At 48.3% G+C, this 13,719-nt stretch carries 14 protein-coding genes; 1 reads left to right on the top strand and 13 read right to left on the bottom strand.

Annotation, left to right across the window (positions count from 1 at the left end):
• Nucleotides 1–17: 17 nt before the first annotated feature.
• The 7 genes from DCC85_RS09200 to miaB form a co-directional block, all read right to left on the bottom strand.
• Nucleotides 18–1,025, bottom strand: coding sequence for a 2-oxoacid:acceptor oxidoreductase family protein (locus DCC85_RS09200; RefSeq protein WP_108465321.1), 1,008 nt, complete (start codon nucleotides 1,023–1,025; stop codon nucleotides 18–20).
• A 258-nt stretch (nucleotides 1,026–1,283) separates the two neighbouring features.
• Complete coding sequence (locus DCC85_RS09195) at nucleotides 1,284–2,759, bottom strand: nicotinate phosphoribosyltransferase (RefSeq protein WP_108465320.1); 1,476 nt, start codon at nucleotides 2,757–2,759, stop codon at nucleotides 1,284–1,286.
• Between the two features lie 49 nt (nucleotides 2,760–2,808).
• Complete coding sequence (locus tag DCC85_RS09190; protein WP_108465319.1) at nucleotides 2,809–3,354, bottom strand: cysteine hydrolase family protein; 546 nt, start codon at nucleotides 3,352–3,354, stop codon at nucleotides 2,809–2,811.
• An 82-nt stretch (nucleotides 3,355–3,436) separates the two neighbouring features.
• Nucleotides 3,437–4,222, bottom strand: a complete 786-nt coding sequence (locus DCC85_RS09185) for an NUDIX domain-containing protein (RefSeq protein WP_108465318.1) — start codon at nucleotides 4,220–4,222, stop codon at nucleotides 3,437–3,439.
• A gap of 49 nt (nucleotides 4,223–4,271) precedes the next feature.
• Nucleotides 4,272–4,673 (bottom strand): PaaI family thioesterase, encoded by a 402-nt coding sequence (locus DCC85_RS09180; protein ID WP_108465317.1) that lies wholly within the window; start codon nucleotides 4,671–4,673, stop codon nucleotides 4,272–4,274.
• A gap of 107 nt (nucleotides 4,674–4,780) precedes the next feature.
• The gene (locus DCC85_RS09175; RefSeq protein ID WP_442789540.1) at nucleotides 4,781–5,215 is read right to left on the bottom strand and encodes a YlbF/YmcA family competence regulator; all 435 of its coding nucleotides are present in this window, start codon (nucleotides 5,213–5,215) and stop codon (nucleotides 4,781–4,783) included.
• A gap of 51 nt (nucleotides 5,216–5,266) precedes the next feature.
• The gene (gene miaB / locus DCC85_RS09170; RefSeq protein ID WP_108467783.1) at nucleotides 5,267–6,847 is read right to left on the bottom strand and encodes a tRNA (N6-isopentenyl adenosine(37)-C2)-methylthiotransferase MiaB; all 1,581 of its coding nucleotides are present in this window, start codon (nucleotides 6,845–6,847) and stop codon (nucleotides 5,267–5,269) included.
• A 247-nt stretch (nucleotides 6,848–7,094) separates the two neighbouring features.
• On the opposite strand from miaB, the gene DCC85_RS09165 reads away from it, so the two are divergent.
• Nucleotides 7,095–7,787, top strand: a complete 693-nt coding sequence (locus tag DCC85_RS09165; protein ID WP_159081825.1) for a DUF421 domain-containing protein — start codon at nucleotides 7,095–7,097, stop codon at nucleotides 7,785–7,787.
• 86 nt (nucleotides 7,788–7,873) lie between these two features.
• Here the strand turns inward: DCC85_RS09165 and pduL are convergent, their stop codons facing one another.
• The 6 genes from pduL to DCC85_RS09135 all read right to left on the bottom strand — a co-directional run bounded on the left by pduL (nucleotide 7,874) and on the right by DCC85_RS09135 (nucleotide 13,701).
• Nucleotides 7,874–8,446 (bottom strand): phosphate propanoyltransferase, encoded by a 573-nt coding sequence (pduL, locus tag DCC85_RS09160; protein WP_108465314.1) that lies wholly within the window; start codon nucleotides 8,444–8,446, stop codon nucleotides 7,874–7,876.
• A gap of 114 nt (nucleotides 8,447–8,560) precedes the next feature.
• Nucleotides 8,561–9,427, bottom strand: coding sequence for a 2-oxoacid:ferredoxin oxidoreductase subunit beta (locus DCC85_RS09155; RefSeq protein WP_108465313.1), 867 nt, complete (start codon nucleotides 9,425–9,427; stop codon nucleotides 8,561–8,563).
• On the bottom strand, nucleotides 9,414–11,204 hold the full coding sequence (locus DCC85_RS09150; protein WP_108465312.1) for a 2-oxoacid:acceptor oxidoreductase subunit alpha: 1,791 nt from the start codon (nucleotides 11,202–11,204) through the stop codon (nucleotides 9,414–9,416). Before DCC85_RS09150 ends, DCC85_RS09155 begins: the two co-directional genes overlap by 14 nt.
• 169 nt (nucleotides 11,205–11,373) lie before the next feature.
• Nucleotides 11,374–12,339 carry a dipeptidase gene (locus DCC85_RS09145; protein ID WP_108465311.1) on the bottom strand — a complete coding sequence of 322 codons (966 nt, stop codon included), beginning with the start codon at nucleotides 12,337–12,339 and terminating at the stop codon, nucleotides 11,374–11,376.
• Nucleotides 12,340–12,425: 86 nt separating this feature from the next.
• A complete protein-coding gene (locus DCC85_RS09140) occupies nucleotides 12,426–12,686 on the bottom strand; it encodes a stage V sporulation protein S (protein ID WP_005550495.1) in 261 nt (86 codons plus the stop codon).
• Between the two features lie 220 nt (nucleotides 12,687–12,906).
• Nucleotides 12,907–13,701 (bottom strand): TIGR00282 family metallophosphoesterase, encoded by a 795-nt coding sequence (locus tag DCC85_RS09135; RefSeq protein ID WP_108465310.1) that lies wholly within the window; start codon nucleotides 13,699–13,701, stop codon nucleotides 12,907–12,909.
• Nucleotides 13,702–13,719 lie beyond the last annotated feature (18 nt).

Raw genomic sequence — 13,719 nt, 5'->3', positions numbered from 1 at the left:
CACCTTTCCCCCAAAATTTACAAAGTCACTCTTTCAAACTGATGTGCAGTCCGATGCTCTTCAGCGTAGCCATCTTCTTCCCTTTGACTCGACAGCGCATCTGTTGGACAAGCATGAACACACTTCAGGCAGCCTTTACAATACTGATAGTCGATGCCCTGCAAGAACATTTGCGGGCGGCCCTTCTTATCGGGTTGCTCATCCCATACAAAGCACATATCCGGACAGACATTATCACACTGGGCACAATGAATGCAGGAATCAAGGTTCAGATGAGGCAGCATGCCGGAGCGCGAGATGCTTAAATCTTTGAGAATGCTGTTACCCGGATTGACAATGAGCCCACCGATCGGCTGAGTGTTATATCCAAGCACAGCTTCATCTGCTCTTGTAGACTTCGGTTCTTGGCCCTCCTCTGCAAGTACTGCAGTGTGGCTGCGCACTTCTTCATATCCCCGATTAAATGTTGCCAGCGCCGGTTCTACCATCTGCGGGTACTTCTTCTCAAGTGATTTGCGAATAATATCCTGCATAATAGCCGGGTCAAGGAAAGAGCACAGCTTAAACAGCCCGCCAAGCATCGCCATATTCACGCGATTCTTCTCCTCAAGCGCTATTCCGGTCGCATCAATAACGGCTATGTTGCCTCCGGCAAGTCCAAGCCGGCTTCTCACCTCTTCAGGAGTCCGATGTGAATTAACCAACACTATACCGGTTCCAGAAACGCCACTTAAAACGTCCACTGTCTTTGCAAGCGCTTCCTGGAACACTCCTACAAGATGCGGCCGCTCTACCGGCGAGGTATCCCGGATCGGCGTTGATGGATCACAGAACCGGATGTGCGCCTTTACTGGAGATCCCTTCTTCTCAGATCCGTATGAGGAGAAGCTGACACCGCCCAGTCCGGCACCTGTTACGCCTGCTTCCGCAAGCATCTTCCCTGCGAGATTTGCCCCTAGGCCCCCTATGGATTCCAGTCTGATTTCAAAAAAGCCAAGCTTGTTGACTTGAGGTAGTTGTATCAAGGAAACATTACTCCCTTCTTCGATTGAATCGGTTCTACAGCCATGACAAACCATGGTACTTTGATTAATGACTCAATTTAACACAATAATCTCGGTTAAGGATGTGAGATTTATCATAATACACATGAGATTAGTCACAGACAATCCTGACGAATTCAGGGATAATTTGATGTTTTGTGTCGGATGGGAGTCTTCTAATTACACCCCAAAAAACCGCGGGAAGCTTGGCTCCTCGCGGTTTTTTGGAATCAGTTTATTCTATTCTTCAGTTGTTTCTTCCTCTGCTGAATCTTCCGACATATAGGCCTCGATCATTTTTTGCTTAAGTTCCCAAACTTCCTGGCTCAGATTCACACGGTATACCTCTGGATTCAGTTTCCGCAAGTATTCCGGCCAGAACATATGGATCTGCCTTTCATGATAAGCACGTATCTCTTCTAGTTGAGGCAGCTCGTAAACCAGCTCCCCACCAACAAATACAGGCTCAAGCATGTTAATGGCGTTATAGTGCTTAACAGACTTCTGCAGGTATGGATGAAGCGGGTTAAACAACCTCAGACTGCCTCCCTTACGCGGCTGCTCCTCGTTCGGGAAGCACACATAATCGGCAATAGCCTTTCCGCTGCTGGCGGCAATAATCCGAAAGACATCCTTTTTGCCAGGCGTGCTCACCTTCTCAGGATTGCCGGAGATCTTGATGGTTGGCTCCATCTTGCCCTCGCGTTCCCGTTCCACCAACTTGTAAACTCCGCCCAAAGCCGGTTGATCTGCAGCGGTGATCAGCTGAGTGCCTACACCCCAAATATCAATTTTAGCGCCCTGAGCCTTTAGGTTAAAGATTGTATTCTCATCCAAATCATTGGAAGCAACAATCTTAACATAAGACAGGCCAGCATCATCCAGCATCTTTCTTGCCTGAATCGATAGGTAGGCAAGGTCCCCACTGTCCAGCCGTATGCCGCTCATTCGCTTGCCTTGAGCTTCAAGCAGCTTAGCTGTCTTGATCGCATGCGGCACACCGCTTTTCAAAGTATCGAAAGTATCCACGAGCAGCGTCACTTGATCCGGCAGCGCCTTGGCATACAGCTCAAAGGCCTCCTGCTCCGAGTCAAAGCTTTGCACCCAGGAGTGTGCATGCGTCCCCTTAGTCGGGATACCGAAATATTCTCCTGCCAGCATATTTGAAGTGGCATCAAATCCGGCAATATAAGCCGCTCTTGCCCCCCAAATCGCAGCATCCGCCTCTTGTGCACGACGTGTACCGAACTCAAGCAGGGTATCTCCTTCAGCAACCCGCTTAATTCGGGAAGCCTTCGTTGCGATCAGCGTCTGGAAGTTCATAAAATTCAGCAGCGCGGTCTCGATAAGCTGGGCTTCCATGATGGTTCCCTCTACGCGGACTAGCGGCTCGTTAGGGAAGACCAGTGCACCTTCCTTCATGGAGTACAAATCTCCTTGGAACCGGAAACCGCGCAGCATTTCCAGAAACTCCGGCTTATAATTCTCCTCCTGCTTCGCAAGAAACGCGATATCTTCTTCTGTAAAACGTAAGTTCTTAATGTAATTCACTATGCGTTCCAGTCCCGCAAAGACGGCGTAGCCGTTCCCGAAGGGAAGCTTGCGGAAATAAGCCTCAAACACCGCTCTTCGCTGATGACTCCCATTGATCCAATGGGCGTAAATCATGTTGATCTGATATTTATCCGTATGCAGCGCCAGGCTTGCTGTTTGCATGGTTCTCATCCTCTCTCCATCCGCTATTGTCCGCGAATCCGTTATACGTTTATGGGCGGCTTGTTTTTACCTCGGCCCCCAGGCTGGAACGGAAATGCCCCAGCGCCCAGGCATGGCCTTCAGGATTGAAGCTCGCCACCGCATCTTCATATACGGTTATGGCAAACCCCTTGTTATAGGCATCCACCGCTGTATGTAATACACAAATATCCGTACAAACCCCGACCAAATGAACCTCTGTAATCCCGCGCTCCCTAAGCTTGAGTTCAAGATCCGTCCCACAGAAGGCACTGTACCTTGTCTTATCCATCCAGTAAATTCGATCTTGATGTTTTTGGTACACTTCCTGAAGCCGACCATATAACTCTCTGCCAGAAGTACCCCTGAGGTTATGGGGTGGAAACAGCTTCGTCTCGGGGTGATGGCGGTCTCCTCGCTCATGCAAATCTACAGCCATTACTACATAATCACCGCGCTCCGCATATTGCTCTGTTAACCTGGAAATGATGGGTTCAATGCCTATAGCCGGCTCTCCCACCGGAAGGCTTCCATCCACAAAATCATTTGTGAAGTCAATCACTATAAGTGCTTTCATATACTCATCTCCTATGGCCTAATATACCAGCTTCATCATGCCCTAAAAACCACTGCTCCAAGCGTTCTTCCGGCAAGGTTAATTAAGTATATATAGAGAACTGTGGTGTAAAGTCCGTGAATCGGTACAGCTGGGCAGGACGCTGTGAATACTGGTTGGACAGCAGCGGCTTCCCGTTCTCGTCCCGAGCTTCCTCAAGGATTCCCTGCCTGCTCCTAGTCGAAGTGACTTTCCGGATAAAATTCAATTCGGCGAAGTCTGGCACCACGGTCTTAATCACCTGATACAGCTCGCCCAGTGTAAATTCCGGTGGGAGAAACTGCTTGGCAATCGTAGTCTGCAGCATTTGCTGCTGAATTCTCTTGTACGCATCCTGTAGAATTTCACGATGGTCGAAGGCCAGCTCCAATTCCTCCAGAGCCTCCTTCATAGTAAATAGACCCACCTCTTGGGCATCATCATCTGCCTGTCTCTTCTCAAGCACCTTCTCCTCTACTAGGGCAAAAAAGGCGTGGGAGATGATCCAGCCCCGAGGATCTCGTCCAGGAGCGCTATATACTCCTAGGTATTCGAGGTGCCCGCCATCGACGCCGGTCTCTTCCTTAAGCTCCCTGCCAGCAGTCTCATATAGGGATTCATTCTCTTGGGAGAATCCGCCCGGCAGCGCCCAAGCTCCAGCGAACGGCCAGCTCCGGCGGCGAATCAGCATGACTCTAAGATCAAATCTAGGCAGCGACTTCGTTGTAGAGCGCCGTTCCTGTTTGGTCAAAGTGAACATTACAATATCTGCCGGTATACCGTCAGGTGTGCGGTATTTCTTGGCATCATATGCCGGTCTGTCTTGATCTTGCTCCACTTCATTGCTCATTCGATCACCACATTATTTATTTGTTGATTACCGAGAATAACATCATTCATTATGATTTCACTTTAGGCAATCTAAACGTAGCGTTGGCTATGCAGCCAAGTGTCCCTTCCCCGTTGCGGATTTCTGCCCGCATCGTCATGGAACGAAATGTTTCCTGAATCGGGAATGCTGACGCGATGAGCTCACCTTTCCCCATGGCTGCGAGAAAATTAACATTCAAGTGAGTCGTCACTCCTTGCAGCCCGCCTTTAGCTGCCGTGACCAGGATCCCCATGGCCTGATCCATAAGAGAAGAGAGTACGCCTCCGTGAACAATTCCCATTGAATTCAGATGCTTATCCTCTGCAGTAATCCCAATATCAACCCGGTCTTTGTCTGCCCTTAGCAGCTTCATGCCGAGCAGCCCCCAAAAGGAACGCTCGTTGTTCTCCAAAATTTCTGTCCACTCCACGTATAGCTCCTCCTTGGTCTCTTTATTTATACAAGATATTATACCTGATTGCTTCTCTCATACAGCAAAAAGTGCGGAAGAATAGCTTCCGCACACATTGTGTAATCCTAATCGCACCGGCTTGGAGGGGCTTCACTTCCCGATTCTACATTAATCTTCGTCGAGACGGTATCATAAATGGCGGACATCACGAGCTGAAGCATATAATTGATGTCACTTTGACTTTGCTGATATTCAGTCACCAGCGGAATGGCATCAATTTCACTTTGCAGCTCATCAATTTCCCCTTCGATTTGAGCCACCATTTTAGCATTTTTCAAGCTTTCAAAAGCAACAATTTCCTTCTGCTTCTTCTTCATTTGCTGAATCATAGATTGAATCCGCTCGTGATTGTTGACCTTTGCCTCCGCTTTCTTGAAGATCTGGACCTCCTCACTAGTTCCAATCAGCTCAGCGAGCTCTTCAGCCTTAGCTAATATATCTTCCTTTAAAAATAAACCTTGGGTCTGGAAGGGGGGATTACCGTATGCTTGTTGATTCATATTCTGCTTCTCTGCCATGGTTTATTCCTCCTTCATACCATTGTAGTTTGCTTAGCTGATCACAGCTGGGGCGGAAACGATGTTCCCTTTGATGTACCAGGTTTTTGAATCCGTGATTTCCACATCAACAAAGCCTCCGACCAGATCATCCGGCCCTTCAAAGTGAACAAGCTTGTTGCTGCGTGTTCGGCCTGAAAGCATGCGGTCATTATTCTTACTTTGACCCTCAACCAGCACCTCAACAACGCTCCCTTTCAGCTCCTCGTTACTGATTCGGCTGAACTCTTCGATCGTGTCATTTAAACGGTATAACCGCTCCCGCTTAACTTCCATAGGGACATTATCCTCCATCACTGCGGCAGGAGTTCCTTCCCTTGGAGAATAAATAAAGGTATAAGCTGCATCAAAGCCGACTTCCCGAACGAGGGATAGCGTATCTTCAAACTGCTCGTCAGTCTCACCAGGAAAACCGACGATGATATCGGTGGTCAGAACAACGTTCGGAATCGCCGTCTTGATCTTACGCACAAGCTCCAAGTAATGTTCACGCGAATATTTCCGGCTCATCTTCTTCAAAATCTCACTGCTTCCCGACTGCACCGGCAGATGAATATGCTCCACCAAATTGCCGCCTTTAGCGAGAACTTCAATCAGTTCATCGTCAAAATCTCTCGGATGGGATGTGGTAAAGCGAATACGAGGAATATCCACCTTACGCAAATCATCCATCAGGTTAGCGAAGGAGTAATTCTGATCGGTGAAGTCCTTCCCGTAGGCATTGACGTTCTGGCCGAGCAGCGTAATCTCTTTAAAACCTTGACGAGCAAGCTCACGCACCTCTGCAATAACATCTTCCGGTCTGCGGCTGCGCTCTTTACCACGGGTGAACGGTACGATGCAGTAGGTGCAGAATTTGTCGCATCCATACATAATGTTAACCCAGGCGCGCATTCCTTCCCTTTTCTTAGGAAGGTTCTCAATAATATCGCCCTCTTTGGACCATACTTCAACCACCATTTCCTTACTAAAGAGAGCATCCTGAATCAAGTGAGGAAGACGATGGATATTATGCGTTCCAAAGATCATATCTACAAAACCATGTTTTTGCAAAATTCGGTTTACGACGCCTTCTTCCTGGGACATACATCCGCAGACACCGAGCAACAGGCCTGGTTTCTCGGTCTTTAGGCCTTTCAAATGGCCCAGCTCGCCGAACACTTTATCCTCCGCATTCTCACGAATAGCACAGGTATTTAGCAGAATAATATCTGCATCCTTCCGGTCGTCCGTGGACTGATAGCCCATTTGCTCCAGCAGCCCCTTCATCGTTTCCGTGTCGTGCTCATTCATTTGGCAGCCATAAGTTGTGATAGAGTAATAGTGCTGCTTCTGACGGTTCATTTCCCGGAACGACTCCATGAGTTCTGCAGTTAAACCATTCTCGAAGGAAAGGACTTGAACTTCTTCCTTGCCTCTTCGCTTCTCTTCTTTATGGGAGGGAGCCGCATTAATGGTGACATCCCTTCCCTTGATTCTGTATGTTACTTTGCCTTCCTCCTCGCGAATCACCTTGGCGCCGGAGAAATCAAAGTATTGCGAATAATCCTTGGACTTGCCCTTATCGTTAGGCATGATTTCACTTCCCTTTGCTAACTGTACAAGCTGCATAAAAGCAATCATTTTAAATGGTCTCAATATGAAATTATAACATACATATCCGCCGGACTTCCATTGATTTAGGAGGACCGCTATAAAAACTAACCGGATACGCATCCTGATAATGCCACTAATTACCCGAGTATTTTCACTGTTGTTATCCAATAATGTTAATAGCATAATTTCCAGCGCGTTATTGAATAACCATAGAGGAGGGATTCCTTTGCCAGAATGGCTGGAGGTTATTATCAGAACATTAGTCGCGATCATGGTGTTGTTCGTTATGACCCGACTGCTCGGAAAGAGACAGATCTCTCAGCTTTCCTTCTTCGAATATATAACAGGAATATCGATCGGGGACTTGGCCGCTACAGTATCACTAGACCTAGAGAGCAACTGGTATATCGGAATTATATCGTTAGCTGTATGGGTACTTGTCTCCTTAGGCATTGATGCGCTTCAACTCAAGAGCAAAAGATCCCGAAAATGGCTGGAGGGGAAATCCACCGTATTGATTCAGGATGGGAATATTATTGAAGGACACCTGAAGAAAGAGAAAATGACCAATGAAGAGCTGCTGGAGCAGTTGCGCAATAAAGGGGTTTTTGATGTAGGCCAGGTGGAATTTGCTATCATGGAGCCAAGCGGTAAAGTAAACGTGCTGCCCAAACCCAATTATCGACCGCTGACCCCCTACGATCTTGGACTTCACTTTTCGGATCAACCAGAGCCCAAAACCGTCATTCTTGACGGACATATTTTAGAGAAGCAGCTTGTCTCTTCGGGGAAAAATCATCGCTGGCTGGCTGAACAATTAAAAAAGCGTGAAATCACTCCAAATGAAGTGTTTCTCGCTCAAATTAACGCTGACGGTGAGCTTTATATTGATATAAATGATCTCGTTGTTAAGAACTGACCCTCAGGGATAAAAGAAACGGCAGCTCCAAGGAGACTTGGGCTGCCGTTCTAATGACCGCTTCTTAGTTCATAATCAACAAGAGCTTAGTCGATAATTTCAGCAGTATCGCCAGTCTTAGCACCTGCTGCGTTCGCTTCATCCGTATCAATATGCATGTCCAAAGCAAAAGAATCGGAAACACGTGCAATGACATTTTCCAATACAAGTCCGCGCTCACCGCTGAGACGAACCTTCAGCAATTGCTTGTCCTTGATGCCCCATTTCTCAGCATCCGAAGTGTGAAAATGAATATGACGAGCAGCTACGATGACGCCTTGCTCTAGCTCAACTTCACCTTTTGGTCCTTTGATCGTAACGCCAGGAGTTCCTTGAATGTCGCCGGACTCGCGAACAGGCGCTTTAATACCAATCGCAAAGGAATCGGTACGGGAAATTTCAAGCTGGGATGCAGGGCGTGCCGGGCCCAGAATCCGAACCTTGTCAAATTGGCCTTTAGGTCCGATTACAGCAACCTGCTCGTTGGAAGCAAATTGGCCTGGCTGGGACAGAGGTTTGAATTCTGTCAATTGATATCCTTCACCGAACAAGGCCTCAATATGTTCTTGCGTCAAGTGAATATGACGTCCAGATACACCTACAGGTACGATTTTACTCATGGTTGAAGTCACTCCTCATCTTTTCTCTTAAAAAACCATCGGTACCCATTATACAACTTTCGCACTAAAAGGCAAAGACACCCACCAAGGGGTGTCTTCTACGATCACCTATTGTTATCTGAACTCAGCTACCAGAGATTCGAAATCACGCTGTGAGAGCTCAAGATCCTGCTGCGCCAGCGGCTCTGCTTTGAAGCCTGGAACCAGGTCTTCGTAGCTTTTTCTCGTCTCATCCCGGTAGATAAGTCCAGTAATCATACCGCCTGTCTCCATCAGCTTCGTCATCGCTGCAATTCGATTTGTCGAATCATAGCCTTCTACGGTGTCAAGATTGGTGATATTCTCTTTGAACCAGTCGTAGGTGTTCACCTTGTTGAAAGTGACACATGGACTGAAGACGTTAATCAGGGAAAAACCTTTATGCTGAATCCCCTGCTCAATCAGTGAAGTCAATTGCTTCAGATCACTGGAGAAGGACTGGGCTACAAAAGTAGCTCCCGCCGATAGAGCAAGCTCCAGCGGCGATAAGGTTGATTCAATAGAGCCCTCAGGCGTGCTCTTCGTCTTAAAACCCTCAGCGCTCCGCGGGGACGTCTGACCCTTCGTCAACCCATAAATTTGGTTATCCATCACAATATACGTCAAATTTATGTTGCGGCGAATGGCATGAATGGTATGCCCCATGCCGATAGCAAATCCATCTCCGTCACCGCCTGAAGCGATGACGGTAAGCTCCCGGTTGGCCAGCTTTACACCCTGGGCTATCGGGAGGGCACGGCCATGAATGCCGTGGAGTCCATAGGCATTAATGTAGCCGGAGATACGGCCCGAACAGCCGATCCCAGAAATTACAGCGAGCTGCTCAGGCTCCAAGCCCACATTTGCAGCCGCCCTCTGAATCGCCGCCTGAACGGAGAAGTCTCCGCACCCCGGGCACCAGTTAGGCTTCACATTGTTGCGGAATTCCTTAAAGGTTGCCATTTCTCACCAACTCCTCGTTCGATTTCTGGGATGACGAAGCTTCATTCAGCGCTTGCTGGCTTCTGCTGTATACCTCCGAAGGCAGGAACGGATTGCCGTCATATTTCAGCATACTGGCAATTTTATCACGGTAGCCTACATTCAGCTTGATTAGATCGGCCAGCTGACCAGTAGCGTTATTCTCAATGACAATCACATGCTTAGCCTTGCGAAGATAGGGCTCTATCTCCTCGACTGGGAAGGGGTGAAGCAATCTTACAGTGAGATGATTCGTCCGAACTCCGTCCGCTTCGAGTCTGACCCGTGCCTGGTCAATTGTACCTCCTGTGGACCCCATACCGATAAATAGTACATCTGGCTCCGCATGAGGCGCCTGAATATGAACCGGATTCTCGAACGCAAGACGGCTCAGTTTGCGCAGCCGCTTATCCATCATGTTCTTCCGGTTGACCGGGCTTTCCGAAGGGCGTCCTGTTTCATCGTGCTCCACTCCGGTAACATGGTGAATTCCGTTCTTAGCTCCGGGAAGCACTCTTGGGGATACCCCATCCTCGGTGAGCTCATACCGCTTGAAGAGGGAGCCATCCTCACGGTCCGGCACCTCATCCACCAAGCGGCCGCGCTTAATCTTGATTTTGTTATAGTCAAGCAATTCGCAGGATTGTTTCCCCAGGGAAAGCTGAAGATCTGTTGCTAAAATGACTGGAACTTGGTACTGCTCCGCCAAATTAAAAGCCTGAATTGTGTCATAGAAGCATTCCTCAATAGAGCTTGGAGAGAGAACAATCTTAGGAATCTCGCCATGGGTTCCGTAGATCAGGGCATTGATATCACTTTGCTCCTGTTTCGTCGGAAGGCCGGTACTCGGACCGCCGCGCTGCGTATCAACTATAACGACCGGAGTTTCGGTCATTCCTGCCAGTCCGATCGCCTCCATCATGAGGGACAGCCCAGGACCTGCCGAAGCAGTCATTGTTCTCACACCAGCATAGTTGGCCCCGATAGCCATCGTCACAGCTGCAATCTCATCTTCTGTTTGAATGACTGTTCCCCCAAATTTAGGAAGCTTCTTGATCAAATATTCCATAATTTCGGAAGCTGGCGTAATCGGATAGGCACTCATGATTCGGCAGCCGGCTGCAACGGCTCCTAGACCGATCGCATCATTTCCGATCATAAATAGCTTCTGCTTGCCGTCTGCCGGCTCCAGCTGGAACCTTTCCAAAGGACCTCCTGCCAGCTCCAGCACATACTCGGCTCCGCGGCGGACCGCCTCAATGTTCTTCTCTACAACAGCCGCCCCTTTGCGGCCGAATTCTTCTTCCACTGCTTGATTAAATACTTCAAGCGGCAGCCCAAGCAGCGCCCAGGACGCTCCCGAAGCCACCATGTTCTTCATAAGCGACGTGCCGAGCTCCTCGGCCAAAGCCGTGATCGGTACCGCAAACAAAGTCGCAGTCGATCCATCCGGTACGGTTGGATTGAATTTTGCGTCGGCAACAATGACTCCGTCGGATACAAGTTCATGCGCATTTAGATCGATACTTTCTTGGTCAAAAGCGACTAAAATATCCAAATCGTCGGAAATCGCACGAATCGGTTTGGTACTGATTCTGATTTTGTTGTTTGTATGTCCACCTTTGATACGGGATGAAAAATGCCGGTAACCATAAAGATAATATCCAAGCCGGTTCAATGCCGTAGAGAAAATACGATCTGTACTCTCTACTCCTTCACCTTGCTGTCCGCCGATTTTCCAAGACAATTGACTAATCAAGACCGCCCACCCCTTTAATCGTATCGCATTAGAAGAGTTCAAGTATAATTTCTGAAAATTCTGTTTCATAATCATGTCAATTTTATGTCGATACCAATTAAAAAGCAAGCGTTTTCGCGGTCTTTTCATATAGTAGTTTTCGATTAAAACGATCTCGATAACAGATGAATTAAAGCGCTTTCTTACCGCTAGGCAGATGACTTCGCAAAAAACGGAGCGCATTGCCGGACAACCACCTGTTTACTAGATCCTCAGGGTACCTTCTCAGCAGTTTCTCTGCCCACTGCTCATAACACCCCGCGTGCTCCAGTCCTTCGATGTGCTGATCAATGCCATCAAAATCAGAACCAAACATAAGATGGTTCTCTGCCCCAAGGAGGCACAAATGCTCAATATGCGGAAATAGATCCTCCGCGGTAACCTTGCCCTTTTGTTTGACAAACTGAGGAACAAACGTGAGACCGATCATTCCATCGATTGATACGATCGCCCGAATTTGTTCATCCTGCAAATTGCGGGGATGTGGGCATATACGGTATGCATTAGAATGCGAGGCTATGAACGGACGCTGTACTGCAGCTGAGAGCTCAATAAGTTCCCAGAAGGCTGCTGGTGATAAATGAGACACATCGAGGGTTATCCCTAGACTGTGACATGCTTCAACCAGCTGCCTACCCTTCTGAGTAAGGCCTCCATTTCTCGGCTCCATCACTCCATCTGCGGCCCAATTTGCATGGTTCCAGGTCAAGCCCAGAAACCGGACGCCCAGCTCATAACAGCATCGCAGATAACTGAGTTTCCCCTCCAGTCCATCCGCTCCTTCTATCGAAAGGAATCCTCCCAGGTTTGAACTTTGAAGCAGCGCCTCGAGTTCTTCTGAACTGCGAACACTGATCAGCCCAGCCGACCTAACCTTTTCCTGAAATAAGTCAATCTGGTCCAAAATATGGCCAATTCCGGGCTGGCCAAGCTTCTCAGATAAATAGATGGCAAAGCACTGCAGCTTTATACCGCCTTCCCTCAACCTGGCAGCATTCACATCGAGCCTGGGGTCCTGTTCGAAATCAATGCAGCTATTCATTTGAAGCTTGCTCAGTGCATCACAATGAAAATCCACAACCCTATACTTGGCCATCTTCCTTGCACCTCTCCAATCTTAAAGTAAAATGCAAAAAAGCCTGCTTACCGAGGTAAACAGGCGACAAGCACCCTTTATTGTATCTATCTTGGTTCGACGATGAGCTTGATTGCAGTTCGGTCTTCTCCATCAATAACGATATCCGTAAAAGCTGGAACACAAATCAAATCGACTCCGCTTGGAGCCACAAATCCCCGGGCAATGGCAACCGCTTTGATGGCTTGATTAAGCGCACCTGCCCCGATGGCCTGAAGTTCAGCAGCGCCTCGTTCTCTTAACACTCCTGCAAGCGCACCGGCAACGGAGTTCGGATTGGATTTTGCTGAAACTTTTAATACTTCCATGGTAAGTACCTCCCTGGGAATAATGGTTTGATTCCACTACCTGGACAGAACAACCAATCTCGCAGCTTACGGGCTGTAGGCTGGCGGCCTTACGATCGGCTAACCGCTGTGCGTGCGTTATCTTAAGTCTGTTCTATATAAACCATATTCGGGTAAAGATAAAAAATTCCTTCTTTTGAACGAGATACTTACAATAGTCCTGTTTCTAGCAAAAATAGCCTTAATCCATGATCCATTCGTCTTCGAGCAGCCTGATCTTCTGAATCTTCTTGGCCATGCCAGTAGCTGGATCCAATTGCACCAGAACCGCATGAAAATGCCATTTTCCTTCACAAACCTGGAAGCGCACAGGCAGCTGGGTTTTGAATTTGCGCAGCACAGCTTCCCGTTCCATACCCAGAATCCCTTCTCTGGAGCCAACCATGCCTACATCGGTCAAGTAAGCTGTTCCTTCTGGGAGTATAATGTCATCATTACTCTGAACATGGGTATGGGTCCCGACGACCATAGAGGCGCGGCCATCCAAGTGCCAACCCATTGCAATTTTCTCTGATGTTGCTTCTGCATGAAAATCTACCAGGATATGCTTGTGCTTTTTGCGCAGGCTGTCCACAATCTGATCTGCAGCCCGGAACGGGCAATCCAGCGGCGGCAAGAAGGTTCGCCCCATCAAATTGACGATGGCCAGCTCCTTCCCTCCGGCTTTGATCACCGTGTATCCTTGTCCTGGTGTGCCTGGCGGGTAATTAGCGGGCCTAACCATGCGAGGCTCATCATCAATGAATTCAAAAATCTCTTTATTATCCCAAGTATGGTTACCCATAGTAATCCCATGAATGCCCCACTCAAAAAAATCTTTCGCGATGCTTGCAGTGATCCCCCGCCCGGCTGCGGCGTTCTCTCCGTTAGCAATAATGATATCCGGGCTGTATTTGGATTTTAAATGAGGCAGCGTCTGTTTCAGCGCTTTACGCCCTGTATTCCCAACTATATCTCCAATAAACAAGACTTTCACGGTATGTCCTCCCTATCT

This window comes from Paenibacillus sp. CAA11, assembly GCF_003060825.1.
Lineage (GTDB): Bacteria > Bacillota > Bacilli > Paenibacillales > Paenibacillaceae > Fontibacillus.
Note: the sequence above shows the minus strand (reverse complement) of the source record. Positions and strands in the feature narration are given on the sequence as shown.

Bases quoted from the DNA above. Each gene is read 5' to 3' on its own strand.
- DCC85_RS09195 (WP_108465320.1), bottom strand. From the start codon at position 2,759: ATGCAAACAGCAAGCCTGGCGCTGCATACGGATAAATATCAGATCAAC.
- DCC85_RS09190 (WP_108465319.1), bottom strand. From the start codon at position 3,354: ATGAAAGCACTTATAGTGATTGACTTCACAAATGATTTTGTGGATGGA.
- DCC85_RS09185 (WP_108465318.1), bottom strand. From the start codon at position 4,222: ATGAGCAATGAAGTGGAGCAAGATCAAGACAGACCGGCATATGATGCC.
- DCC85_RS09175 (WP_442789540.1), bottom strand. From the start codon at position 5,215: ATGAATCAACAAGCATACGGTAATCCCCCCTTCCAGACCCAAGGTTTA.
- miaB (WP_108467783.1), bottom strand. From the start codon at position 6,847: ATGCCTAACGATAAGGGCAAGTCCAAGGATTATTCGCAATACTTTGAT.
- pduL (WP_108465314.1), bottom strand. From the start codon at position 8,446: ATGAGTAAAATCGTACCTGTAGGTGTATCTGGACGTCATATTCACTTG.
- DCC85_RS09155 (WP_108465313.1), bottom strand. From the start codon at position 9,427: ATGGCAACCTTTAAGGAATTCCGCAACAATGTGAAGCCTAACTGGTGC.
- DCC85_RS09145 (WP_108465311.1), bottom strand. From the start codon at position 12,339: ATGGCCAAGTATAGGGTTGTGGATTTTCATTGTGATGCACTGAGCAAG.
- DCC85_RS09140 (WP_005550495.1), bottom strand. From the start codon at position 12,686: ATGGAAGTATTAAAAGTTTCAGCAAAATCCAATCCGAACTCCGTTGCC.